General features: G+C 68.0%; 25 protein-coding genes and 1 tRNA gene. 9 read left to right on the forward strand and 17 right to left on the reverse strand.

Annotated elements, in window-relative coordinates; translation table 11 throughout:
- Positions 1-36: 36 nt before the first annotated feature.
- Both ABD231_RS09355 and ABD231_RS09360 read right to left on the reverse strand, forming a co-directional pair.
- A complete protein-coding gene (locus ABD231_RS09355; protein WP_344148182.1) occupies positions 37-852 on the reverse strand; it encodes an NAD(+)/NADH kinase in 816 nt (271 codons plus the stop codon).
- Between the two features lie 46 nt (positions 853-898).
- Positions 899-1,885 (reverse strand): SPFH domain-containing protein, encoded by a 987-nt coding sequence (locus tag ABD231_RS09360; RefSeq protein ID WP_344148185.1) that lies wholly within the window; start codon positions 1,883-1,885, stop codon positions 899-901.
- Between the two features lie 76 nt (positions 1,886-1,961).
- On the opposite strand from ABD231_RS09360, the gene ABD231_RS09365 reads away from it, so the two are divergent.
- Both ABD231_RS09365 and ABD231_RS09370 read left to right on the forward strand, forming a co-directional pair.
- Positions 1,962-2,645: an NUDIX hydrolase gene (locus tag ABD231_RS09365; RefSeq protein ID WP_344148188.1), complete on the forward strand. Its 684-nt coding sequence runs from the start codon at positions 1,962-1,964 to the stop codon at positions 2,643-2,645.
- A gap of 339 nt (positions 2,646-2,984) precedes the next feature.
- Positions 2,985-3,683, forward strand: coding sequence for an SDR family oxidoreductase (locus tag ABD231_RS09370; protein WP_344148191.1), 699 nt, complete (start codon positions 2,985-2,987; stop codon positions 3,681-3,683).
- Here the strand turns inward: ABD231_RS09370 and ABD231_RS09375 are convergent.
- A complete protein-coding gene (locus ABD231_RS09375; RefSeq protein WP_344148194.1) occupies positions 3,649-4,560 on the reverse strand; it encodes a carbohydrate kinase family protein in 912 nt (303 codons plus the stop codon). The genes ABD231_RS09370 and ABD231_RS09375 overlap by 35 nt on opposite strands.
- Before the next feature lie 59 nt (positions 4,561-4,619).
- Between ABD231_RS09375 and ABD231_RS09380 the strand changes: the two genes are divergently transcribed.
- A complete protein-coding gene (locus ABD231_RS09380; RefSeq protein WP_344148197.1) occupies positions 4,620-6,050 on the forward strand; it encodes an alpha/beta hydrolase family protein in 1,431 nt (476 codons plus the stop codon).
- A gap of 182 nt (positions 6,051-6,232) precedes the next feature.
- On the opposite strand, the gene ABD231_RS09385 is transcribed toward ABD231_RS09380, so the two are convergent.
- From ABD231_RS09385 to ABD231_RS09425, 9 genes are all read right to left on the reverse strand, one after another.
- On the reverse strand, positions 6,233-6,862 hold the full coding sequence (locus tag ABD231_RS09385; protein ID WP_344148200.1) for a CoA transferase subunit B: 630 nt from the start codon (positions 6,860-6,862) through the stop codon (positions 6,233-6,235).
- 3 nt (positions 6,863-6,865) lie between these two features.
- Entirely contained in the window at positions 6,866-7,627 is a 762-nt protein-coding gene (locus ABD231_RS09390) for a CoA transferase subunit A (RefSeq protein WP_344148203.1), read from the reverse strand.
- A 10-nt stretch (positions 7,628-7,637) separates the two neighbouring features.
- The gene (locus ABD231_RS09395) at positions 7,638-8,549 is read right to left on the reverse strand and encodes a hypothetical protein (RefSeq protein WP_344148206.1); all 912 of its coding nucleotides are present in this window, start codon (positions 8,547-8,549) and stop codon (positions 7,638-7,640) included.
- Positions 8,550-8,588: 39 nt separating this feature from the next.
- Positions 8,589-9,290 carry a carbohydrate-binding family 9-like protein gene (locus ABD231_RS09400; RefSeq protein WP_344148208.1) on the reverse strand — a complete coding sequence of 234 codons (702 nt, stop codon included), beginning with the start codon at positions 9,288-9,290 and terminating at the stop codon, positions 8,589-8,591.
- Complete coding sequence (locus ABD231_RS09405; RefSeq protein WP_344148211.1) at positions 9,283-9,675, reverse strand: hypothetical protein; 393 nt, start codon at positions 9,673-9,675, stop codon at positions 9,283-9,285. The genes ABD231_RS09400 and ABD231_RS09405 overlap by 8 nt, the downstream gene beginning before the upstream one ends.
- Before the next feature lie 18 nt (positions 9,676-9,693).
- Positions 9,694-10,323 (reverse strand): lipoyl(octanoyl) transferase LipB, encoded by a 630-nt coding sequence (gene lipB, locus ABD231_RS09410; RefSeq protein WP_344148214.1) that lies wholly within the window; start codon positions 10,321-10,323, stop codon positions 9,694-9,696.
- Positions 10,310-10,660 (reverse strand): hypothetical protein, encoded by a 351-nt coding sequence (locus ABD231_RS09415; RefSeq protein ID WP_344148216.1) that lies wholly within the window; start codon positions 10,658-10,660, stop codon positions 10,310-10,312. The genes lipB and ABD231_RS09415 overlap by 14 nt, the downstream gene beginning before the upstream one ends.
- A gap of 61 nt (positions 10,661-10,721) precedes the next feature.
- Positions 10,722-10,798: transfer RNA gene (locus ABD231_RS09420), tRNA-Pro, on the reverse strand.
- A gap of 8 nt (positions 10,799-10,806) precedes the next feature.
- A complete protein-coding gene (locus ABD231_RS09425) occupies positions 10,807-11,760 on the reverse strand; it encodes a metallophosphoesterase (RefSeq protein WP_425554162.1) in 954 nt (317 codons plus the stop codon).
- Between the two features lie 32 nt (positions 11,761-11,792).
- Here ABD231_RS09425 and ABD231_RS09430 point away from each other — a divergent pair, with 32 nt between their 5' ends.
- Positions 11,793-12,260, forward strand: coding sequence for a GatB/YqeY domain-containing protein (locus ABD231_RS09430; protein WP_344148222.1), 468 nt, complete (start codon positions 11,793-11,795; stop codon positions 12,258-12,260).
- A gap of 316 nt (positions 12,261-12,576) precedes the next feature.
- Here ABD231_RS09430 and ABD231_RS09435 read toward each other — a convergent pair whose 3' ends face one another.
- The 4 genes from ABD231_RS09435 to bagA form a co-directional block, all read right to left on the reverse strand.
- The gene (locus ABD231_RS09435) at positions 12,577-14,973 is read right to left on the reverse strand and encodes a penicillin-binding protein (protein ID WP_344148225.1); all 2,397 of its coding nucleotides are present in this window, start codon (positions 14,971-14,973) and stop codon (positions 12,577-12,579) included.
- A 145-nt stretch (positions 14,974-15,118) separates the two neighbouring features.
- Positions 15,119-17,470, reverse strand: coding sequence for an endopeptidase La (gene lon / locus ABD231_RS09440; RefSeq protein WP_344148228.1), 2,352 nt, complete (start codon positions 17,468-17,470; stop codon positions 15,119-15,121).
- 117 nt (positions 17,471-17,587) lie between these two features.
- A complete protein-coding gene (bagB, locus tag ABD231_RS09445; RefSeq protein ID WP_344148231.1) occupies positions 17,588-18,703 on the reverse strand; it encodes an ArsA family ATPase in 1,116 nt (371 codons plus the stop codon).
- Positions 18,700-19,650, reverse strand: a complete 951-nt coding sequence (gene bagA, locus ABD231_RS09450) for an ATPase BagA (RefSeq protein WP_344148234.1) — start codon at positions 19,648-19,650, stop codon at positions 18,700-18,702. Before bagA ends, bagB begins: the two co-directional genes overlap by 4 nt.
- A gap of 61 nt (positions 19,651-19,711) precedes the next feature.
- Between bagA and sp36 the strand changes: the two genes are divergently transcribed.
- The 5 genes from sp36 to ABD231_RS09475 all read left to right on the forward strand — a co-directional run bounded on the left by sp36 (position 19,712) and on the right by ABD231_RS09475 (position 23,312).
- Positions 19,712-19,873, forward strand: a complete 162-nt coding sequence (sp36, locus tag ABD231_RS09455) for a Sp36 family protein (protein WP_132413438.1) — start codon at positions 19,712-19,714, stop codon at positions 19,871-19,873.
- Positions 19,870-20,328, forward strand: coding sequence for a RidA family protein (locus tag ABD231_RS09460; RefSeq protein ID WP_344148237.1), 459 nt, complete (start codon positions 19,870-19,872; stop codon positions 20,326-20,328). Before sp36 ends, ABD231_RS09460 begins: the two co-directional genes overlap by 4 nt.
- A 135-nt stretch (positions 20,329-20,463) precedes the next feature.
- Positions 20,464-21,309, forward strand: coding sequence for an NUDIX hydrolase (locus ABD231_RS09465; protein WP_344148240.1), 846 nt, complete (start codon positions 20,464-20,466; stop codon positions 21,307-21,309).
- Positions 21,306-22,127, forward strand: coding sequence for an MBL fold metallo-hydrolase (locus ABD231_RS09470; protein WP_344148243.1), 822 nt, complete (start codon positions 21,306-21,308; stop codon positions 22,125-22,127). The genes ABD231_RS09465 and ABD231_RS09470 overlap by 4 nt, the downstream gene beginning before the upstream one ends.
- 249 nt (positions 22,128-22,376) lie before the next feature.
- Positions 22,377-23,312, forward strand: a complete 936-nt coding sequence (locus ABD231_RS09475) for a hypothetical protein (protein ID WP_344148246.1) — start codon at positions 22,377-22,379, stop codon at positions 23,310-23,312.
- Between the two features lie 161 nt (positions 23,313-23,473).
- On the opposite strand, the gene ABD231_RS09480 is transcribed toward ABD231_RS09475, so the two are convergent.
- A complete protein-coding gene (locus ABD231_RS09480; protein WP_171678263.1) occupies positions 23,474-24,151 on the reverse strand; it encodes a cyclic nucleotide-binding domain-containing protein in 678 nt (225 codons plus the stop codon).
- Positions 24,152-24,279 lie beyond the last annotated feature (128 nt).

The raw sequence follows: 24,279 nt of genomic DNA on the forward strand, positions 1-24,279 counted from the left end.
TGGGCTCCGGAGCTGGGCTACCTACCCGGCGAGTGATCAGACCACCAGATGCAGTTTCACGGGGGCGACGCCGATCTCGAGGCGTTGCCCCCAACTGATGGTCAGGGTGTCGGACTCCATGCCGTCCCCGAAGACGACCAGGTCCGACTCGGCGGTGATCGTCAACGTGTCGGGCGCCTTCAGCAGGCCCTCGGTGTTGTCGGTCCCGGTCGCCGGCGACGGCCAGGCCTCCCGGACGAACCAGCACAGAGTCGGGTCGACCGGTCCTGGAAGTGTGAGCGCGCTATGGCGTTCCTGCCAGGCCGAACGGCACCAGCCCGTCGACCCGGTTCCGGTACCGATCAGGATCCCGGACGATGACTGCCGCTCCTCGTCGAGCCAGTACCGCGCGGACTGGTGGGTCCGATGACCGACGTACACCTCGTTGAGGGCGATCAACTGCTGCCCGTCGTCGGTGGTCGCGGCGACCATGGTCCGTTCCGCGACCTCACGTACGGCGAGGAGTTCGGTGATCTTTGCTGGCTCGTGGGCGACGAGGACACCGGGGTTGCGGCCCGGCTCGGGGTTGATGCCGATGACCGGTTGGCTGTCCAGGTACTTGGCCACGTTGGCGACCAGCCCGTCCTGCCCGACCGCGATCACCACGTCCTCCGGCCCGAACACGAACCGGTCGAGATCGTTGCGCTCGGCAACAGTACGCCGCCAGTCCAGCGGAATAGCCGCCGAAACCGTAGCCAGCGCCTCGACCTGAGCCTGGTGCCGCGCGTCCAACTCAGCCAGATCCCGCCCGCGCCCAGCCAGAAAGAACCCAGCCTGCTGCCGAGTCCCATGCCGCCCAATCAACTCAGTCAACTCGGTCGCCCGATGCACAATCACCGCTCTAGGTGGAAGTGGCATGTTAGGCCGTCAGCTTGGTCAGCAGTGGGGTGATGAGGTCGGGGGTCAGGTTCAGAGTGCCGATCTCCGGTAGGGCGCCCTGCTTGATTGCCATTGCGAGGATCGTGCCCTGGTCCAGTTCGGCGTACGCGTCGAGCATTGCCTTCTCCGCCGCGGCCTCGGCCGCGCCGACGACCCGCTTCGCGTCCGCCTCGGACTCGGCGAGTGCCCGCTGCCGACCGGCGGCAGCTTGCGTCTCGATCTGACCGGCGGCGGCCGCTTCGGTGGCGCGCATGCGCTCGTTCTGACCGCGCTGGTTGACCAACTGCTCCTCGCGACGCGCGAGCTCGATCTGGTTCTGCAGTTCGTTCTCCGCGATCGAACGCTCGCGCTCAACCGCCATCGCACGCCGTTCGTACGTCGCCTTGTCCGCAGCCTGCTGGACCATCTCCCGGGTCGGCGTCTGCAGCGCCTTCTCGACATCCCGCTCGGCCCGGACCGCGACCACCCGGACATCCTCGACACCAATCCCGAGCCCAGTCAGCCGCTGATCCTCCCGCAGTCCGGCGCCGACCGCCCGCCGCAGCTGCGTCATACCCTCGGACAGTGCTTCGGTCAGGCTCATCCGGGCGAGCAGGTCGAGTGCGGTCTGCTGCGCGAGCTCAGTCAGCAACCCACCGAGCTGCTCAAGCGGAGTGGACCGCCACATCCCCGTGTCCGGGTCGATCCCGAAGTCCAGCCGAGTCGCGGCCAACCCCGGGTCAACCACGCGATACGTGACAGTCGCCTGCACAGCCACGTCCTGGAAGTCCTGGGTCCGCCCGTGGAACAGCAGCGGCTGCTCACGGTCGTCGACCGGGATCTCGCTCAGCGAGGAATTGAGCGCCCGGAACCAGAACGCCTGGCCGGCGCCGTCGTGCGCGACCTTCCCGTTGCGCAGGTGCCGCACGTGGGTGGTCGGGTTGGCCCGCAGGTGACTGATGAAGCGGAACCGCGTGATGTCTGCCATGTCTCTCCCTTGTCGTCACTTTGACGATAAGGGGTTACGTGACTTCTCGTCAAGGTGACGATTAGAGTGGTTCGTCATGGACTTCGTGCCGCTGGGCCTCGCCACCGACCTGGTCATCCTGACCGTCCGCGACGCCGCTCTGCAGGTGCTCCTGATCCGCCGCGGCATCGCGCCGTACCGCGGTCGCTGGGCTCTCCCCGGCGGTTTCGTCCGCGAGAACGAGGACCTGGAAGAGACCGCCCGCCGCGAACTCACCGAGGAAACCGGCCTCGCCACCGACCGCATCCACCTCGAGCAGATAGCGACGTACGGCGCCCCTCGCCGCGACCCCCGCGGTCGCGTCGTCAGTGTCGCCTACCTCGCCCTGGTCCCCGACCTCCCCACCCCGGTCGCCGGCACCGACGCCGAGTCCGCCCGCTGGGTCCCCGCCCCGGACCTCCTCGCCGACCCCGCCCGCCTGGCCTTCGACCACCACCAGATCCTCACCGAAGCCGTCGAACGAGCCCGAGCCAAACTCGAGTACTCCCCGCTCGCCGCCGCCTTCTGTCCCCCCGAATTCACCATCTCCGAACTCCGCACCATCTACGAGGCCGTCTGGGGCACCCCCCTAGACCCCCGCAACTTCCACCGCAAGGTGACGAAGACCCCCGGCTTCGTAGAACCCACCGCCACCACCACAACCCGAGACGGCGGCCGCCCCGCCCAACTCTTCCGCCGAGGCCCCGCCACCACCCTCCACCCACCCATGACCCGCGCCTAACCCCCTCCGCCCCCTCCGCCCACCCACCCACCCACATCTCAAGGGGCAACCCCCCATCTCGATGGATATCCCCTCAGATGGGGCCTTGCCCCCCGAAAATCTGAGTGGGCAACCCCCCAGCTCAACGGGCAACCCCTCGTCTCAGCCAGGCAACCCCCCACCTCGGTGGATATCCCCTGAGGTGGGGGGTTGCCCATGGGGAAGGTGAGGGGGCAACCCCTCGGGTCGGGGGATATCCCCTCGGATGGGGGGTTGCCCCTTGAGATGGGGGGTGCCCGCTGGGTGGGCGCGGATCTTGGGTGTTGGGTGCGTCGGCTGGGGGCGTGGTTGGGTTGGGGGATGGGAGTTGAGGGTGTGCGGGTGTTGGTGACTGGGGCTGGGCGGGATACCGGGCGGCTGTTGGCGGTGGCGTTTGCTGCGCGGGGTGCAGAGGTGGTTGTTACCGCGCGGACGATGGGTGCTGCTGAGGAGACGGTGGGGGTGATCCGTTCAGCGGGCGGTACGGCGGAGGCCGCCGTACTGGATCTCGCGGATCCGGCGTCGATTGCAGCGCTCGAAGTGGATCGCCTGGATGTGCTGGTGAACAGCGCGGCGCGGTATCTACAGGAGACGGCGTCGCCCGAGGAAATCTCCGATGCGATTGCTGGAGCCGGGATCGGGACTGTGCTGCTGACCGAGCGGTTGCTTCCGCTGCTGCGGGAGTCGGAGCGGCCCGACATCGTCAACCTGATCTCGGCCGCGGGGGAGAACGGGCAGCATCGGTCGACCGCGCATGCCGCCTTCTATGCCGCGAAGCATGCGCAGGCCGGGTACGCCGAGATCCTGTCCGAGCGCGTTCGTCCGGAAGGCATCCGGGTGATCTCGCTCTTCCCGCCGGACTTCGTTCAGGACGGTCCGCGGGAGACCGGTGCCGAGCTCACCGCGCAGTCCGTTATCGACTGTGTGTTGTTCGCTGTTGGTCAGCCGCGGGACTGTTTCATTCGAGCCATCCACTTCGAGCAGGCTAGGCACTTCGAGCAGCGAGCTCCTCAGCGGTGATCAGGTTCGTGTGGGTACCTGCCGACCCGCAGGCCCAGGCCCCGGCGATCGTCCCGGCCTGAGCGGCGTCGTACCAGCTCACCCCATCCAGCCACCGCGCCAGGAACGCTGCCACGTACGCATCCCCGGCCCCGTTCGTGTCGACGACCGGCCGATCCGCCAGCTCGAGTGCCGGAATGTGTTTCGGCGGCTCACCCGGGAGATGCAGATAACTCCCATCCGCCCCGGCCATTACGACGACCACCTGCGCGCGCCCATGCCCAAAGATCCAACTCACCGCGTCATCCGGCAACGCACTGGCCGACACGAACACGATGTCCGCCGAGGTCGCGAAGTCCCGGTGGTAGTCGTTCCGCCCGTCCCAGTCGTGCAGGTCGGTCGAGATCGTCCGCTCCGCGGCCAACGCGTCCGGGAGTGCATGCCGAGCGAAATCCATGATCGATACATGCACATGCCGCGCATGCGAGATCCCCGGCCGCCACAACTCCGGATCCACCCGCAGCCCCGCCGGATGCCGCCCGTCGTAGAACGACACCCGCTCCCCGTCTGGCGTCACCAGATTGACCGACCGTCGCGTCCCGTTCGGATGCTGCACGAAGTACAGCGGCATCTGCAGATCCCAGTACAACTGCCGAATCCGGAACCCCTCGTCGTCCTCCCCGATCACATCCGCCAACCCGGCCGGAACCCCCAGCAGATGACACCCGAGCGCAACCCCGTGCCCCGTGTGTCCCACATAGGTCTCGATCGGTCCGACCCCCACCGTCTCCCGGCCACCCAGCTCCAACCCAGGTACCCGCACGATCGTGTCGACCCCAGCACCGCCCACCACCAACACCTCCAGCTCCACCCGTCCGTCATACCCGACTTTCGTCACCCCCAACAGGTGCCTTCCGCCACTCGAAGAGGTGAAGGTGGTCCCGCGAGCCTGTACCCATGCTCACCAGACGCCTCCTCCTCACCACCGCCCTCCTAACTCCCGCCGCCCGCGCCGCCCAGTCCTCCGGCCTGCTCGGTGGAGGGGGAGGAGCGCAGCCGCCCGCCCCCTGGACCACCGGCTCCGCCGCGGTCACCCCGTCCGCCGCCGCGCTCACCCCCGGCACGCTCGCCCGATCAGCCGGCGTCGCCGCACCCCACGCCGCCGCCTTCGCTCCGTTCGGCGCCCCCACCACCGCGCCCGGCGCCACGACGCTCACCCCGGCGGGCGCCACCAGGCTTCGCCCTCCCGCCCGCACTGCCGTGCAGTTGCGCTTTCCGCGGCCTACCGGGCCATTTCCTGTCGGCACCACTGAGCTGCATCTGGTGGATGAGGGGCGGGCGGACCCGTGGGTGCCGAGCCGGACTCGCGAGCTGATGGTGAGCGTCTGGTACCCGGCCCAGGCCGTGGGGGAGCGGGCCGCCTACCTACCGCCGGGGACGGCTGAGGTGTACGGCGCGGGGGCGGCGAGCGCGCTCCAGCAGCCGGTCGGGAGTATCGACTGGGTGGGCGCGCGCAGTCACGGCGTACTGATGGCTCCCGTACGACGAGGCCGCTACCCGGTGGTCGTGTTCTCACCGGGGTTCGGCGTACCGCGTGGGCTCGCCTCGGTGATCGTCGCCGAGCTCGCGAGCCGCGGGTACGTCGTCGTGACCGTCGACCACACGTATGAGGCGGCGGCTGTCGAATTCCCCGGCGGTCGGCTCGAGGTCCAAACCCTCCCCGCCACCGGGTACGCGCTCACCGCCCGCGCGACCCGGATCGCCGACGTACGGTTCGTGCTCGACCAACTCACGAAGCTCGCCCGCGGTACCAACCCGGATGCTGCCCACCGCCGCCTCCCGGACGGTCTCGGACAGATCCTCGATCTCCGCAAGATCGGCGCCTTCGGGCACTCGGCCGGCGGGATCACCGCGGCCGACGTGATGGATGTCGACCGCCGGGTCCGCGCCGGTATCGACCTCGACGGACAGCTCGGCTACGGCTACCCCGACCCCGCCTCGGTGCCGGCCGTCAAACACGGCACCGACCGCCCGTTCCTGCTCTTCGGCACCGGCGGTACCGGCCCGAACGGCGGTCCAATGACCCACCACACCGAGCCGTCCTGGCGGATGTTCTGGGAGAACTCGACCGGCTGGCAACGCGACCTCAACCTCCCGAACGGAAGGCATTACAGCTTCATCGACCACCAAGTGCTGATCCCGTGGTTCCAGCGCTTCTTCACCGTCCCACCAGAGCTGATCGCGAACACGATCGGCTCCGCCGACCCAGCGGCCGTCCTACGCGCTCTCCGCACGTACATCCCCGCGTTCTTCGACCAGCACCTGCGGCAGCATCCGCAGTACGGGGTCTGGCGCCACGCCCTCCCCGAGACCACCTTTATTCGCTGAGAAGCTGAGGCAGTACTCCTTCGCCTCGGCGTACGGCCCGTCCGTGGGCAGCATGGAGCACCGCACCTCCAGGTGCCGCAGGCTGCACAGAGCTCGATCCAGGTACTTCACGATCCGGCCTCCTTGAACTCGCTGACGAGTTCAAGGTTCGCCGTGTCGACTGTCCGATCGCGTCCCCAGATCTAATGACTTATCGGGGCCCCGGTCTTCTCCTGCAGCTCCTCGAAGGACACACCGTCAGCGAGCTCGACCAACCGAAGCCCGTCGGAGGTGACATCCAGTACGGCGAGGTCCGTGATGATCCGGTCGACGACTCCGCGCCCGGTGTAGGGCAGGTCGCACTCGGTCAGGATCTTGTGCGAACCGTCCTTGGCGACGTGTTCCATCAGCACGATCACCTTCTTGGCGCCGTGCACGAGGTCCATCGCGCCGCCCATCCCCTTGACCATCTTGCCGGGGATCATCCAGTTCGACAGGTCGCCGGTGGCCGAGACCTGCATCGCGCCCAGGATCGCCGCGTCGATCGCGCCGCCGCGGATCATCCCGAACGACAGCGACGAGTCGAAGAAGCTCGCCCCCGGCAACGTCGTCACGGTCTCCTTGCCGGCGTTGATCAGGTCCGGGTCCTCTTCCCCGTCCACCGGGTAAGGACCGACGCCGAGAATCCCGTTCTCCGACTGCAGTACGACGGTCACACCGTCCGGGATGTAGTTCGGTACCAGCGTCGGCAGGCCGATCCCGAGGTTCACGTACGAACCGTCCTCGAGCTCGGCCGCGGCCCGGGCCGCCATCTGCTCACGCGTCAACGGCATGGGTCACGCCTCCTTCGCAGGCTGTACGGTTCGCTTCTCGATCCGCTTCTCAATGTCCTTGCCAACAGCAACCACTCGCTGGACGTACACACCCGGCAGGTGGATCGAGTCCGGATCCAGCTCACCAGGCTGGACCAGTTCCTCGACGGTCGCGATCGTCACCCGGCCGGCCATCGCGGCCAGCGGGTTGAAGTTCCGTGCACTCCGGTCGAAGACCAGGTTCCCGTGGGTGTCACCGCGCAAAGCGTGCACCAGCCCGAAGTCCGTGGTGATCGAGTCCTCCAGCACGTATGTCGTACCGTTGATCTCCCGGGTCTCCTTCGGCGCCGAGGCCTTCGCGACCGTGCCGTCGGTGTTGTACTTCTGCGGCAGCCCACCCTCCGCGACCTGCGTACCGACCCCGGCCAGCGTGAAGAAGGCGGCGATCCCGCACCCGCCGGCCCGGAGCTTCTCGGCCAGCGTGCCCTGTGGGGTCAGCTCGACCTCCAGCTCACCGGACAGGAACTGCCGCGCGAACTCCTTGTTCTCCCCGACGTACGACGAGGTCATCTTCGCGATCCGCTTGTCCGCGAGCAGGATGCCCAGGCCCCAGTCGTCGACACCGCAGTTGTTCGACACCACGCTGAGCCCGCTCACCCCCTTGTCGTGCAGGGCAGCGATCAGGTGCATGGGGTTGCCACACAGCCCGAATCCGCCGACCGCGAGGCTCGCGCCGTCCTCGATGTCGGCGACCGCGGCCTGCGGCGACTCGTAAGTCTTGTCCATGTCGACGACTCTAAGCGCTCGCAGACAGCCGCTCTAGTGCCGCTAGCTCGTGACGCGCCTCATAGTGCGCGTCTTCCAAGTCAGGCAGTTCCAGTACGGCGCTCAGGTGCGCCTGCGCGGTTTGCACGTGCCCGCAGCACCGGGCAGCCCGGGCCAGTCCGATATGAGCCTCCGCAACGGTCTCCGGCAGCTCAGCGCGCTCCCCGAGTACTAGCGCCATGCTGTAGTCGTGGCGAGCCGCGTCCAGCTTCCCCTGCGCCCGGTACAGGTCACCACGCCGACACAGCAGTACGCCGACCTGTTCGTCCAGCCCGAGTCGTTCCGCCAGCTCGAGTGCCTCGGTGGTGAGCTCCAGTGGCGCACCGACCGACTGCTGGAGCGCACTGAGCGCCAGGAACGTCCCCCAGTCGTCCTCAAGCATCCGGAACCGGCCCAGCGCCGTACGGAGGGCTTGTGCGGACACCTCGGGCGTTGCGAAGGTCAGCCCGGGGTAGCCGCGGCACAGCTCGACAGCTGCGCGGGTCCAGGCCTCACCGCCCTCGTTGCGGGTCAGCACGTCCTCCACGACCTCAGCAGGCTCGAACGGGCCGAACACGAGACACCACAGCAGCACGGTCGCGGAGTACCGGAAGGGTCCCTCGGTGGTGTCCACGATCTGCTGTGCGAGCTCGATCTGCTCCTGCTCGGCCGAGGCGGCGCCGTGGATGACGGCCAGCAGGTACTCCTCGTCCAGCCCGACCGGTACCGTCCGGCCGAGCATGCTGAGGACCCGCTCGGCCGCTGCGGCCGCCTCGTCCTCCAGCCCGCGTGACCACCAGTACCGCGAGTAACGAGCCACCAGGCGAAGTGCTGTTCTCAGATCTGTGTCGCAGGCGCGTTCGACCGCACTGACGACCCCGCCCCCGAACTCCACGTAGCTCATTGTTACCCCGCCACCCAAGCGCCCGGCAGGTGGGGTGGGTCAGAAACGCAGTACGCCCCACTGCGGTGGGTAGTGCATGTTGGCGACGTACTGCGGCGACCAGACCCAGAACTCGCTCTCGGCGCCCTTCACATAGCTGTTGCCGGCGATGGCATGCGGCCACTGGCAGCGCATCAGGTTCATCCGCCACTCGTCACCCGGCTCCGGCGAGGTCGGCTTGGTCTTCGTCCACTGCGCGAGCTCGACCCACGGTACGGCGATCTCCACCGTCCACCCGGTGTCGGTGTCGGACGGGTCGTTCACCGTGCCGTCGAGATGGACCGCGGTGCGCAGCCCGGGCAGGTTCGTCGGATCGATCGCCTCGCCACCCTCGTCGTACGGCTTGGTGAGGGTGAGCTCCCAGATCGTCCCGAGCGGGTTGATCTCGAACTCGTAGTAGTTCGCGCCGTCACCGTCGGGATCGAGGAACACCTCGAAGTTGTTCTCGAAGTACAGCCGGCTGTTGTGCTCGGTCATCGTCGTCCACAGGTGCGGCTCCTCGAGCTTGCCGCCGATGTACAGGTAGTCGTCGTCGTACATCAGCTTCGCCTGGGTCCGGAACCGCGGCGCCGGGCCCTCGCCGAGGATCTGGACGAAGTCGGTCGTCCACGGCGCGACCTCCCACGCGGGATCGGTCAGCGTCCCGTCGAGGTTCGGGGCGGTCGGGGTCCGCGGGCAGTCGTAGACGGGCAGATCAGGCATCAGCGCGCTCCAGGAGTCGGGCGACCAGATTGGCGAGCAGGAACGTGATTGCGGTCAGTACCGGGATGACGGCCAGCGTCCACGGCGAGGACAGGCTGCCGGTCAGGAAGGCCAGGACGACGGCCAGCATGAACGCGACCCCGAGGAACGCGACCAGCCGCGGATGCGGCATCGCGAGCCGGCTCAACGCGATCCCGCCGCCGACCATCGTCAGCACCACGATCACGAGCAACAACGGCAGCCCGAGAGCGCCGCAGTTCGTGGTGTCCCGGAAGCGTTCGCAGCCCTTCTCGCTGCCCCACACCAGACCGATCGTGGCGAAGCCGCACAGCAGCCCGACGACGGCCAGGATCAGCAACGGCGGGAGCGGTGGCTTCTCGTCCATCCCCGCACAGTAGCGGGCTCAGGCCGCTCCGAGGGAGTGCGCGATCGCGTCCCGTACGGCGGTGTCGTCCGGAACCGGCAGCCCACTCTCAGCCGCCAACTCGGCCAGCGAAACCATCGTGACGTCGTGCAGCCCGCAGGTCGTGAACGTGTGAAACACCGACATGTCGGGGGCGACGTTGACCGAGAATCCATGGCTGGTCACACCCTTCCGGATCCGCATCCCGATCGAGCACAACTTCCGCCCGTCGGCGGTCCACACCCCGACGAGACTGCTCGCGCCCTTCGGCGTCTCCCGCCGTACGAGTGGGAACCCGAGCGAGCCGAGTGCCTCGATCAGCCCGTCCTCCACCCACCGCACGACATCCACGACCCCACGCCGTTTCACGTCGATCACCAGGTACCCGACCAGCTGCCCGGGACCGTGGTACGTCGCGAACCCGCCACGATCGACCGCAACCGCCGGGATGCCCGCTGTCTCGGGCGGGAGGTCTTCGGCCGCCGTACGGGATCCGTAGGTGATCACCGGCGGATGACTCAGCAGGAAGAGCCGGTCCTCCGCTGTCCCCGCTTGGCGTTCCGCGACCCACTCCTGCATTTGCTTACCGGCGACGTCGTACTCGATCTCACCCAGATCAACTCGCTGCACTCTGCAAGCGTAGGTCGGCGGACCAGCGCCGGTTCGAGAGCCAGACCAAGGGGAGGACGGCGACGGGCGCGACGAGCTTCACGTAGGAGACGATCGGCACCTGCCCGAGGATGCCTCCGAGGGGGATGAGCAGCAGGAGAAGGATTCCGAAGATCTGCAGCACCCGGCCGAGCCGCACCCGCCGGCGCCAATGCGTCGGCACCGCCGCCCACGGTGCGAACAGCAGCATCACGATCCGGAAGACACTCCAGTCGTCGAGGAAGCTGAGCAGGATCGGTACGGCGATCCACGCCACCCAGAGCCCAAGCACGACCGGCCCGACGACCCGTGGTTTCACGACCGCACCTCCGGAGAAAAGACTGAGGGTCAGTCACCGGAGTGACTGACCCTGAATCTCGTGGTCGGGCTGACAGGATTTGAACCTGCGACCTCTTCGTCCCGAACGAAGCGCGCTACCAAGCTGCGCCACAGCCCGAATCGCCGTTAGCTTACATGCGCTGGGGCGTGGGACGAAATCGGGTTTACCCGGGGAACCAACGTGAGCAATGTCGCTTCCGGACGGCAGGCGAAACGGACCGGCGCGTACGGCGAGGTGCCGAGTCCGGCCGAGACGTGGAGAGCCGCCTGGCGGCCGCTGGTGCCCCAGGTGGACAGGCCTTTAACCCGGGAGGCGTCGAGGTCGCAGTTGGTCACCAGGGCGCCGTAGAACGGGACCGCGAGCTGACCGCCGTGGGTGTGACCGGCCAGCACCAGGGGATAGCCGTCGTCGACGAAAGCGTTCAGCACCCGCTGGTACGGCGCATGCGTGACCCCGATCGAGAGGTCGGCCGAGGGGTCCACCTCGCCCGCGATCACGCCGTACCGATCGCGTTTGATGTGGGGGTCGTCGGTGCCGGCGAAGTCGAGGCGCAGGCCGTTCACCTTGAGACTCGTCTTGGCGTTGTTGAGGTCGGCCCAGCCGGCGTCGGTGAAGGCGCGGCGCATCTCCTCGAAGGGGAGGTCGGGGCCGTGTGGCTTGTGGCGCTGCTTGTTTGCGGGCAGGAGGTATTTGCCCGGGTTCTTGAAGTGCGGCTTCCAGTAGTCGTTGGAGCCGAACACGAAGACGCCGGGAAGATCGAGCAGATCACCGAGCGCGCGTAGCAGCGGCGGCACCGAGTTCTCGTGGGAGAGGTTGTCGCCGGTGTTGACGATGAGGTCGGGTTCGAGCGCGGCCAGGTCGTTGACCCAGCCGATCTTCTTCTCCTGCGTCGGCATCAGGTGCAGGTCGGACAGGTGCAGCACCTTCAACGGCGCCGAGCCTTCGGCCAGCACCGGAACCGTCACCCTGCGCAGCGTGAACCACCGCACCTCGACGACCGCCGCATACGCCACACAAGCCGCCCCCACGGCCCCGACAGCAGCCGTGGCCTTGAGGGTGTTGGTGGCTATCCTGCGCAAACTCATTCACACAGCCTGCCACAATCTCTGCTATGTCCAACTCCGGAATGAAACAGCGCCTGCACGACGACATGACCGCCGCCCTCAAGGCGCGCGACGAGATCCGCAAGTCCACCCTGCGGATGGCGCTCACCGCGGTCACCAAGGCCGAGGTCGCCGGGAAGGAGGCCCGCGAGCTCTCCGACGCCGAGATCCTCGACGTCCTCGGCTCCGAGGCGAAGAAGCGCCGCGAGTCCGTCATCGCCTACCGCGACGCCGGCCGCGCCGAACTGGCCGACAAAGAACAGGCCGAGGCGGACATCCTCGCCGAGTACCTCCCCGAACAACTCACCGCCGAAGAAATCGCCGTACTGGTCACCGAAACCATCGCCGAAACCGGCGCCGCCGACCTGGGCCCCCGAGGCATCGGCAAAGTCATGGGCGCCCTCCAGCCCAAGGTCAAAGGCAAAGCCGACGGCGGCGCCGTCTCCGCCGAAGTAAAACGCCAACTAGGCGCCTAAGAAAGGACACCGCCTCCGGCGGCGACAACACCTTTGGCGCCTCCGGCGCGTACACCCCACGTGATCCCGCCCCCACGGGATTCGACGGACGTCATGTGGTTATCGGGTACGCGGCGCCGGCCGGAGCGTCTGCTCCTCGGATTCCCGGTGCTGATCGGGGACCTGCTGGTCCGGTAGACCGCGGGGTGGGTGTGGGGCGCGGACCTGCCCCACTCACCAACCCGCTCCTGGGCGGTCCGGGCAGGTCGCGCTGAGCGTGAACCGAGCAGGCTAGGCAGAGTTGGTGAGTGGGGGCGGTCCGCCCACGCCGGCCTGGTCAGCAGTTGGGGAATTTGGGGTCCCAGGGTTGGCAGCCGGGGGTGCCTCCGCCGCCGGGCTGGTTGTCGCCTGGGTCGCCTTGTTCGTTCTCGTTCTCGTTGTTGCCTTGGTTGTTGTTACCTCGGCTGCCGTTCGAGACGAAGATGGTGACGGTTGAGCCGGCCGGGGCGCCGTCGCGGCGGCGGGGGTCGGTGTAGGCGACGGTGCCGGCGGCTTCGTCGGAGTTGACCGGGTCGGGGCTGATCTGGGCCTCGAAGCCGGCCTGGCGGAGCTTGTTCGCGGCGTCGTCGGGGTTCATGCCGTTGACGTACGGGAGCTCCTCGTTGTTACCGCGCTGGGTCTTCTCGTCGGGCGCGGTGAAGTGCGTGGTCGGGTAGTACTTCAGCGCGTTCTGCATCGCGGTCTTCCACAGCGGACCGGCGGTCATCGAGCCGGAGGCGTCGTTGATGTCCTGGCCGTCCAGGGTCTGACCGGAAAGACGCTTGTACGGCGGGCTCGCGTCGGCCACCACGGCCGCGCTGGCGAGCTTGCTGGAGTAACCGGAGTACCAGACGGCCTTGGCCTCCTGGATGGTTCCGGTCTTGCCGGCCAGGTCGCTGTTGCCGAACTTCAGCCGGTTACCGGTACCGCCCGGCTCCATGACCTGGTGCAGCACCTCGTTGACCCCGTCGGCCACGGCCTCGGGCAGCACCTGCTTGCAGTCCTGACCCGGGATCTTCAGCGACTTGTTGGCCGCGTCGCGGACCGAGGTGACCAGCCACGGCGTGCAGTACTTGCCGCGGGCGGCGAAGGCGGCGTACGCGCTCGAGAGCTGCAGCGGGGTGATGTAGCCGACGCCCAGCGTCATCGACGGGACCTGCTCCAGCGGCTCACCGTCCTGGGCGTTGTACATCCCGAGGGACTTGAGCAGGGTCGCGATCGGGCACAGACCGACCTTCTGGGACAGCTGCAGGAAGTAGGTGTTGGTCGACTTCTGCGCCGCCTGGATCATGGTCGGGTCCGGCACGTTCTTCGTCGAGTTCGTCGGGCTGTAGCTGTCTTCGACCCCCGCCGTACCGTTGCAGGTGCTGAACTTCTGGCCGCCCATGTGCAGCGGGCTCGGCGAGTTGATCTTGTAGTTGATCGAGTAGCCCTTCTGGATCGCCGCCGCGATCGTGAAGGCCTTCATCGTCGAACCGTTCTGGAAGCCGCCAAAGCCACCGGCGTACGACTTCTCGACGTTGTAGTTGTACGACGTCCGGTTCTTGCCGTTGCCGTACTTCCGGCTCTGCACCATCGCCTTCACCAGCCCGGTCCCGGGCTCGACGATGGTGATCGCGGCGATCGCCTCGTCGTCCGGCTTGGTGTGCTCGTCGATCGACTTCTGCGCGGCCGCCTGGATCTTCGGGTCGAGCGAGGTCCGGATGGTCAGACCGGCCGTCTTCAGGTAGTTGGCGCGGTCCTTCGGGGTCTTGCCGAAGGCCGGGTTCTCCTTGAGCTGCGCGACGATGTACTCGCAGTAGAACGGGTACGGCGAGTTGCCGCAGCCGATCTGGTTCTTGCGGACCTTGGCCGGGTCGACGACCGGAGCCTTCAGCGCGAGGTTGGCCTGGTTGACCGAGATGACCTTCAGCTCGAGCATCCGGCGGATGACCACGTCGCGGCGGTCCTTGGAGCGCTTCATGTTGTTCGTCGGGTCGTAGGCGGTGGGGCTCTTCACCATGCCGGCCAGCATCGCGGCCTGGGCCAGGTTCAGGTCCTTCGCGTCGACCCGGAAGTAGTGCTGCGCGGCGGACTGGATGCCCCAGGCGCCGTCGCCGAAGTTCGCCAGGTTCAGGTACTTCTCGAGGATCTCGGTCTTCGAGAACTCCTTCTCGGCGGCGATCGCGTACCGGAGCTCGGCGATCTTGCGCTGCGGGGTGGCGGCGGTGGCGGCCTCGACCTCGGCGGGGGTGTTCGCCTTCTCGATCAGGCTCATCTTGATGAACTGCTGGGTGATACTCGAACCACCCTGCTGGACCGAGCCTTCGGTCTGGTTCACCGCGAGCGCGCGCAGGGTGCCCTTGAGGTCGAGCGCGCCGTGCTCGAAGTAGCGGTCGTCCTCGATCGCGACGATCGCCTTCTGCATGATCGGCGCGATCTGGCTGAGCTTGACCGGGACCCGGTTCTTGTCCGCGAGGGTGGCGATGACGGACCCGTCGGCTGCCCGGATGGTGCTCTTCTGCTTCAGCGGCACCTCGTCGAACTGCTGCGGCAGGTCCTGCAGGGTCTCCGACGTCTTCTCCGTCGTGAACCCGGCCAGCCCTGCCAGGGGCATTGCGAGACCTGCTGCCAGCGCGCCCGACAGCACACTCACTCCGAGGAACAGAACCACCGACTGGACGACCCCACGATCGCCCTTCTCCCGTACGCGCATGGTTGTTAAGACTACGTGACCGGCTTTTCGGGTTACCGCTCGCGCTGTGAATTGCGTCACAGCGTCTGGACAAAGTTCATCCTAAAGAACGAGGGCCCGAGCAGGTGCTCAGGCCCTCGTCACAACAGCCGTCAAACGGCGGGTGTCAGGCGGCGTACTGCCGCGCGTCCACCTGGGCCGGTTCCAGCGCCAGATCCAGCACTTCCCGTACGTCGCTCACCGGGTGCACGGTCAGCTCAGCCAGCACCGACTCCGGTACGTCGTCCAGGTCGGGCTCGTTGCGCTTCGGGATCAGGATCGTGGTCAGTCCGGCCCGGTGTGCGGCGAGCAGCTTCTGCTTCACACCGCCGATCGGCAGCACCCGCCCGGTCAGCGACACCTCACCGGTCATCGCGACCTCCGACCGTACCGGCCGTCCGGACAGCAGCGACGCCAACGCGGTCGTCATCGTCACGCCGGCCGAAGGACCATCCTTCGGTACGGCGCCCGCCGGCACGTGGATGTGGGTGTTCCGCTCGGCCAAGTCGCTGACCGGCAGTCCCAGCTCCGCGCCGTGTGAGCGCAGGTACGACAGGGCGATCTGCGCCGACTCCTTCATCACGTCACCCAACTGCCCGGTCAACGTGACTCCGGTCGGGCCGGTCTCCTTGTCGGCCAGCGACGCCTCGATGAAGAGCACGTCACCACCCGCACCGGTCACCGCCAATCCGGTCGCGACGCCTGGGAGCGACGTACGCTCCGCAGACTCCGGTGTGAACCGCGGCGAACCCAGATAGCCCTTCAGATCACCGTCACCGATGGTCTGTGCACCCTCCGACTCGCCCAGGGCGATCTTTGAGGTGACCTTCCGCAGGACCCGAGCGATCGCTCGCTCGAGCTGCCGGACGCCGGCCTCGCGGGTGTACTCCCCGGCCAGCAGCCGCAGCGCCGATTCCTCGACCGTCACCTCGTCCGCCGTCAGGCCCGCCCGCTCCAGCTGTCGCGGAAGCAGGTGGTCACGGGCGATGGTGACCTTCTCCTCCTCGGTGTACCCGTCCAGCTGCACCAGCTCCATCCGGTCCAGCAGCGGACCGGGGATCGAGTCCAGCACGTTCGCCGTGGCCAGGAAGACCACGTCGGACAGATCCAGCTCGACCTCCAGGTAGTGATCCCGGAAGGTGTGGTTCTGCGCAGGGTCGAGGACCTCCAGCAGGGCGGCGGTCGGGTCGCCCCGGTAGTCCGCACCCACCTTGTCGATCTCGTCCAGCAGTACGACGGGGTTCATCGAACCGGCCTCGGTGATCGCCCGGACGATCCGGCCCGGCAGTGCGCCGACATACGTACGCCGGTGCCCGCGGATCTCGGCCTCGTCCCGCACACCGCCCAGTGCCACCCGGACGAACTTGCGGCCCATCGCTCGCGCCACCGACTCACCCAGGGAGGTCTTACCCACACCAGGAGGCCCGACCAGCGCCAGTACGGCGCCACTCCGGCGACCGCCGACGACACCCAGACCGCGGTCCGCGCGGCGACGCCGTACAGCCAGGTACTCGGTGATGCGCTCCTTCACGTCGTCCAGACCGGAGTGGTCAGCGTCCAGCACAGCCCGCGCCTCGCGCAGGTCGTAGCTGTCCTCGCTGCGCTCGTTCCACGGCACTTCGAGCACCGTGTCGAGCCAGGTCCGGATCCAGCCGACCTCAGGGGACTGGTCCGACGTCCGCTCGAGCTTGTCGACCTCCGCCAGTGCGGCCTTGGCCACGTGCTCCGGCAGGTCAGCAGCCTCGACGCGGGCCCGGTAGTCCTCTTCCTCGGACTCGGCCTTGCCATCCAGCTCGGCCAGCTCCTTGCGGATCGCAGCCATCTGCTGGCGCAGCAGGAACTCCCGCTGCTGCTTCTCCATACCCTCCTGGACGTCCTTCTGGATCGTCTCGGAGACCTCGAGCTCGGCCAGGTGGTCCTTCACCCAACCGATCAGCTTCTCCAGCCGCTCGGTGACGTTCGCGTTCTCCAGCAGCTCGGACTTCTGCTCGTCACTCAGGTACGACGCGTAGCCGGCCAGGTCGGACAGCTCCGCCGGGTCGGTCACCTGCTTCACGGAGTCGATGACCTGCCACGCGCCACGGCGCTCCAGCACCGAGGTGACGAGGCTCTTGTACTCGCGGGCCAGCTCCGCCGACCGCGCGTCGGTGATCTCGTGCAACTGGGTCGCGCTGACCCAGAGCGCGGCACCCGGACCGGTGGTCCCGGCGCCGATCAGAACCCGCGCCGTACCGCGGATCACTGCTGCCTGGGCTCCGCCCGGCAGCCGGCCGATCTGCTCGATCTCGCCGAGCGTCCCAGCCTTGGCATATTTCCCGTCCAGCCGCGGTACCAGCAGCACCTGGTCGGCACCCGAGGCCTGCGCGGCGTCGATGGCCGCTCGCGCCTCGCTGTCGGCGAGGCGGACCGGCACGACCATTCCCGGCAGAACGACGATGTCGTCCAGCGGCAGAACCGGAAGATTCAACGTATCGGTCACGCTGTCACACCCTTATCCAAAGATTGAGTCTGACAGGCTCAACCAATGCCCCCACCAGGTCATTCCCGAGGTGCTCGGCGTTCGCTGAGGGTGAAATGGAGGGGGGCTCCGCCTCGCTCAGGCGGTCAGCAGGTCACCGATCTGGCGTAGGCCGGTGAGGTCGTGGACGTCGTCGGCCAGGGCCGGGACCTCGACCGTCGGGATCGACCGGTGCCCTCGCTTGAACCGGTCGGCGCGTTTGTGGTCGGCGACCACCTGCTGCATCTTGTCCGCGTGCAGCCGGAGCAGCGCGGCCGTCAGCGGCGACTTGTCCGCCTCCTCCAGCTTCTCCGCCGCCGCAAGCGACCGCTCGGCCGACAGATCCGTGGCCTCCGAGTTCGTCACCCGATTCAGTACGACGCCCGCCAGCGGCATGTTCTCTTCGCGCAACCGCTCGGTGAAGTACGACGCCTCCCGCAACGCGTCGTTCTGCGGAGCCGCGACCACGAGGAACGCGGTATGCGGCTCCCGGAGCAGCGCCACCGTCTTGTCAGCCCGCTGCCGGAACCCGCCGAAGAGCGTGTCGAACGCGGCGACGAACGTCTGGACATCGGTCAACACCTGCGCGCCGAGCACCTTGTTCATCACCGACATCGCCATGTTCACCGCCGTCGACATCAACCGCAACGGCCCCTTCGCCGGCGCCAACAACAACCGCAGGAACCGCCCCTCCAGCAGCGACGCAAGCCGCTCCGGCGCATCCAGGAAGTCCAACGCCGACCGCGACGGCGGCGTATCTACGACGATCAAGTCCCAGTCGCCAGAAGCCTCAGCCTGCTTGTGCAGCTGCCCGAGCTTCTCCATCGCCATGTACTCCTGCGTCCCCGCAAACGAAGACGACAACGCGAGGTAGAACGGATTAGCCAGGATCTGCTCGGCCTTCTCCGGCGTCGCATGAGCCAGCACGACCTCGTCAAAGGTCCGCTTCATATCCAGCATCATCGCGTCCAGTTGCCCGTCACCACCCACCCCGGCAACCGCCCGAGGCGTGTTGTCCAACTCGGTAAGCCCCAACGACTGCGCCAACCGCCGAGCCGGATCAATAGTCAGTACGACGACCTTCCGCCCCCGCTCCGCCGCCCGCAACCCAAGCGCCGCCGCGGTCGTCGTCTTCCCCACCCCACCCGACCCACAAGTCACCACAATCCGAATCCCGGGGTCGTCAATCAACGCATCCAGATCCAGCTCGCTCATGCGCGGAACTCCTCGGCCAGGTCGATCAGGGTGCCGTGATCGATCCCCTCCGGCTGCAGCATCAGCTCGGTGACTTGCTTGCCTAGGGCATCTATCCGGTCGCGGTTCTCGCGCTCCAACCCCACCCGCACCGCGTGGTCCCGCGCCTCCGCCGCCAGCGTCGCCACCAATTCCTTGCTCACGGCAACTCCGGCCGCACGCAACCCCTTCGACAACTCCGTCGCGGGCAATTTCTCCTTCACCGCAAGGGCAAGCGCGTCCTCGTCGAGCGGACTGTGCCGAACCATGTTCACCACGACCGACCCGATCCGCAGGTCCAGCGCCTCCAACTGCTCGACCGCGTCCAGCGTCTCCTGGACCGGCATCTCCTCCAGCAGCGTGACCAGGTGGATCCGCGTGACATCCGACCGCAGCATCCCCATGATCGCGTCCGCCTGGTTGCGAATCGGCCCGACCTTGGCGAGATTGGCGACCTCGTGGTTCACGTTCAGGAACGACCCGATCCGCCCGGTCGGCGGCGCGTCCAGCACGACCGCGTCGTACGCGAGTTTCCCGTGCGCCTTGCGCCGCGTCGCCTCGTAAACCTTGCCGGTCAGCAGTACGTCGCGCAGTCCGGGCGCGATCGTGGTCACGAAGTCGATCGCCCCCACCTTGTCGAGCGCCTTCCCAGCACGACCCAGGTGGTAATACATGTCGAGGTACTCAAGCAGTGCAGCCTCCGCATCCACGGCCAGCGCGAACACCTCGCCCCCGCCGACCCCGGTCGCGATCTTGCGTTCGACGTACGGGAGGGGTGGCGCGTCGAAGAGCTGGGCGATGCCCTGGCGGCCCTCGACCTCGACCAGCAGCACCCGCTTGCCCTGCTCGGCCAGCGCGAGCGCCATGGCCGCGGCAACGGTCGACTTCCCGGTGCCGCCTTTGCCGGTGACCACGTGGAGTCGCGCCATAAGGACCAGAGTAGGACGTGGCCCACGGCACACCGGGTTCACGCCCGTTAGAGTCGCCCTCATGAAGAAGTTCGAGTACTTCACCGCGCCGCTGCTGGTCCACTCGACCAAGGAGATCCTGGACAACTTCGGCCAGGACGGCTGGGAGCTGGTCCAGGTCGTCCCGGGGATGAACCCGGAGAACCTGGTCGCCTACTTCAAGCGGGAGATCGAGTCCAAGTGAGCCACCCCGAGGAGAAGCTGGCCGAGCTCGGCCTGAAGCTGCCGGAGGTGGCCAAGCCGGTCGCCGCCTACGTCCCGGCCGTCCGGACCGGCAACCTGGTCTACACGTCCGGTCAGCTGCCGCTGCGCGAGGGCACCCTGATCGCCACCGGCAAGGTCGGCGACGCCGTCACCCCCGAGGTCGCGAGCGAGTGCGCGCAGCAGTGCGCGCTGAACGCCCTGGCCGCGGTCAAGGCCGAGATCGGCGACCTGGCGAAGATCAAGCGGATCGTCAAGGCCGTCGCGTTCATCGCCTCGACCCCGGAGTTCACCGGTCAGCCCCAGGTCGCCAACGGCGCCTCGGAACTGTTCGGCGCCGTCTTCGGCGACATCGGCCAGCACGCCCGCAGCGCAGTCGGCGTACCGGTCCTCCCCCTCGACGCCCCCGTCGAGGTAGAACTCATCGTCGAGGTCTGACCCACCCCAGCCCACCCCCGCCGCCCCGACCGCAATTTGGCTGGCTAGGCAGGGGTTTTGGGGGTTCTCCACCGTGGTTAACGGTGCAGAACCCCCGATTTGGGTGGCTAGGCAGCCAAATCGGAGGCTGAGTGCATGGTGCGGGATCTGAGGTCCGAGCCGCTGACCGGCCGGATGGCCGAGGCGGCGTTCGCGCATGTCCGGGAGTCCCGGACCCCTGCGGAACCACGTCCCGCCTCGACCGTGATCCTGCTCCGCGACACCGCCGCCGGCCCGGAGGTCTACCTGCTCCGACGGCAGCGCACGATGGCGTTCGCCGCCGGTATGACGGTCTTCCCGGGCGGCCGCGTCGACCCGACCGACGCGACGGTCGCCGACTCGTGGTCCGGTCCGCCACCGTCGTGGTTCGCCGACCGCCTCGGCTGCTCGCCGGAAACAGCCTCCGCGTACGTCGCTGCCGCCGTACGGGAGACGTTCGAGGAATCCGGCGTGCTTCTCGCCGGTCCGTCAGCCTCATCGGTAGTCGCCGACACCAGCGGGGACGACTGGGAGGCCGACCGCGTCGCTCTCGAGACCCGCTCTGTTGGCTTCGCGGACTTCCTGCACCGCCGCGGCCTGGTCCTGCGTGCCGACCTGCTCGGCGCCTGGGCGCACTGGATCACCCCCGAGTTCGAACCGAAGCGCTACGACACCGCCTTCTTCGTCGCCGCCCTCCCGACCGGCCAGATCACCCGCGACGTGACCAGCGAGTCCGACCAGGTCGCCTGGCTCCGCCCCGCCGACGCGGTCACCGCAGTCGATTCCGGCGACACGCTGATGCTTCCCCCGACGTACCTGAGCTGCGCCGACCTCACGCCGTACGACGACGTCGCCGCCGCCCTGGCCGCCGCCGGGAACCGCGAGATCCCGACGATCATGCCGACCCTCCGCATCGAATCCGACCTCGCGTACCTCGAAAACACCGCCCTGGAGCTCCCGTGACCGCTGAACGAGTCACCGACTACGCAACCCGAGTCCTGGCCCCGAACCCAGGCCCGATGACGCTCGAGGGCACGAACACCTGGATCCTCCGCGCCCCGGAACCCACCGCAGACCGACCTGACGCGGCTGCTGACGCGCCCCGGACCGCTCGCTCGATCGTGGTCGACCCCGGTCCGCTCCTCGAGGACCACCTCCGCGCCGTGCTGGCGGCAGCGGGCGACGTGGCCGTCGTACTGATCACCCACAAGCACCCCGACCACACCGAAGGCGCCGCCTGGTTCGCCAACCAGGCCGGCTGCGGCGTCCGCGCCGTCGACCCCGCCTTCCGCATCCCCACCGACCACGCCCACGGCCTCGCCGAAGGCGACGTCATCACCGCCGACGGCCTCCGCGTCGAGGTCCTCCCCACCCCCGGCCACACCCTCGACTCCGTCTGCTTCTGGCTCCCCCAAGACGGCTCCCTCCTCACCGGCGACACCGTCCTAGGCCGCGGCACCTCGGTCGTAGCCCACCCCGACGGCGCCCTAGCCCCCTACCTCGACTCCCTAGAAAAACTCCTGGCCTTCACCAACTCAGCCGCCGCCCCCAAACGCCTACTCCCCGGCCACGGTCCAGTCATCGAAGACCCCGCCACTGTCCTAACCCACTACCTAACCCACCGCCACGAACGCCTGGACCAGGTCCGCGCCGCCCTAGCCGCCGGCCACACCACCCCAGCCGCCGTAGTAGCCCACGTCTACGCCGACGTAGACCCCACCCTCCACCCCGCCGCCGAACGCTCCGTCCGAGCCCAACTCGACTACCTCCACACCCCCTAGCCCACCCACCTCCCAACCCGCAACCCCCATCTGAGCGGGCAACCCCCCACCTTGACGGGCAACCCCCCAACTCAGGGGATGCCCTGTGAGATGGGGCCTTGCCCCCTGAAAATCTCGATGGGCAACCCCCCCAGCTGAGGGGATAACCGCTGAGGTGGGGGGTTGTGCGAAGGGCCGTCGGGGCGGGGTTATCCACAGGTTGGGGGTTGGTGGCAGCGGGGGAACGGGGTTGCAGTTGATGCTTGGAGGGTGAATCCGAAGCTGAAGCTGCTCGCGGAGGGGCAGAACGGGGTGTTCAGTCGTGGGCAGGCCGCGGACTGCGGCTATACGCCTGACCAGATCCGCGACCGGATCCGGGACCGTCGGTGGGTGCGGATCCGCTACGGCCAGTACGCCGAAGCGGTCGATCTGAGCCACCTGCCGCCCTGGGATCAGCTTCTGCTGAGTCATCGGAGGCTCGTCCATGCGGTCATGAACTCGATGGGTGCAGACACCGTTGCCGTGAGCCACCAGTCGGCGCTCGCTCTCCACGGTGTGCCGCTCTGGGGAGTGGATCTGGCCGAGGTACAGGTCAGCCGGATGGACGCTCACCGCGGCGGTCGGATCGCCGGCGTGCGCCACCATCGCGGCAAGCTGACGGAGGCGGACCTGACCGAGGTGAGTGGTCTGACCGCCACAACGGTGCCCCGAGCCCTGCTCGAAATGGCCTGTACGACGTCCTTCGAGGCGGCCGTTGTCAGCGCGGACGCCGTACGGCGTGATGTTCCCGTGAGCCTGGATGAGTGGCAACGTCTGCAGGTGGCGACCGAGTTCTGGCCAGGAAGTGCGACCGCCAGGGCAGCGCTGGCCTTCAGTAATCCGCTGTCGGAGTCGGTCGGCGAGTCGCGGATGCGGGTGCTGGCGCACACTCACGGGCTTCCGCCGCCGGTGCTTCAGGCCGAGTTCGCCGATGCTCTGGGGTTTATTGGCCGGGTCGATTTCTACTTCGCCGGCTACCGGACCGTCGTCGAGTTCGACGGGATGGTGAAGTACGCCGGCAACACGCGTGAGCGCATGATCCAGGAGAAGCTCCGCGAGGACCGCCTGCGCGCGCTCGGGCTGCAGGTCGTGCGGATCACCTGGGCGGACCTCGCGGACCCCGCCCGGGTCGTTGCCCTCATCCGCGCTGCGTTCGCCCGGGCCTGATCACTCGGGCTGGCCCGTCGAACTGGGGGGGTGCCCCCTGAGATTCTCGATGGGCAACCCCCCAACTCGGGGGATAGCCACTGAGTTGGGGGGTTCGCCCGACGGGCGGGCGGTGCTCGTACGGCGGGGTGTGGCGGGCGGGCGGGGGCGCGGAGCGGGGGTTAGCGGGCTCGGCGTTGGAGGCGGTCTACGTCCAGGAGGACTACGGAGCGGGGTTCCAGGCGGACCCAGCCTCGGGAGGCGAAGTCGGCGAGGGCCTTGTTGACGGTTTCGCGGGAGGCGCCGACGAGTTGGGCCAGCTCTTCCTGGGTGAGGTCGTGGTGGACGTGGACGCCGTCGTCGGCGGTGCGGCCGAAGCGGCTGGCGAGGTCCAGGAGGGCCTTGGCGACGCGGCCGGGGACGTCGGAGAAGACCAGGTCGGCGACGACGTCGGAGACCTTGCGCAGGCGGGAGGCCAGCTGCAGGAGGAGGCCGCGGGCCACCTCGGGGCGGCCGGCCAGCCAGCGTAGGAGCTCGTCGTGGGTCAGTGACATCATCGACGCGTCGGTGACGGCGGTGACGGTGGACGAGCGCGGTCCGGGGTCGAACAGTGACAGTTCGCCGAACATCTGGCCCGGGCCGAGGACGGCGAGCAGGTTCTCGCGGCCGTCGGCGGAGGTGCGGCCGAGCTTGACCTTGCCCTCGACGACGATGAACAGCCGGTCCCCGGAGTCGCCTTCGTGGAACAGCACCTGGCCACGGCGAAGCCGGCTCTCGGTCATCGAGGCGGCCAGCGCGTCGGCTGCCTCGTCGTCGAGCTGACTGAACAGCGGCGCCTGTTTGAGCACTGCGGCATCCACTTTGGGGCCTCCTAGGACCTTCGACCACGTCTTCGGCCGGGGGATCGCCCCGCCCGGCGAGGTGAGCGTATCCACCCGCTCGCCCCAAAACCGTAGCCCCTCCAGTGTCGGCCCCGCCACGTAGGCTG

Origin of the sequence: Kribbella yunnanensis (assembly GCF_039529655.1) — a bacterium.
GTDB lineage: Bacteria > Actinomycetota > Actinomycetes > Propionibacteriales > Kribbellaceae > Kribbella > Kribbella yunnanensis.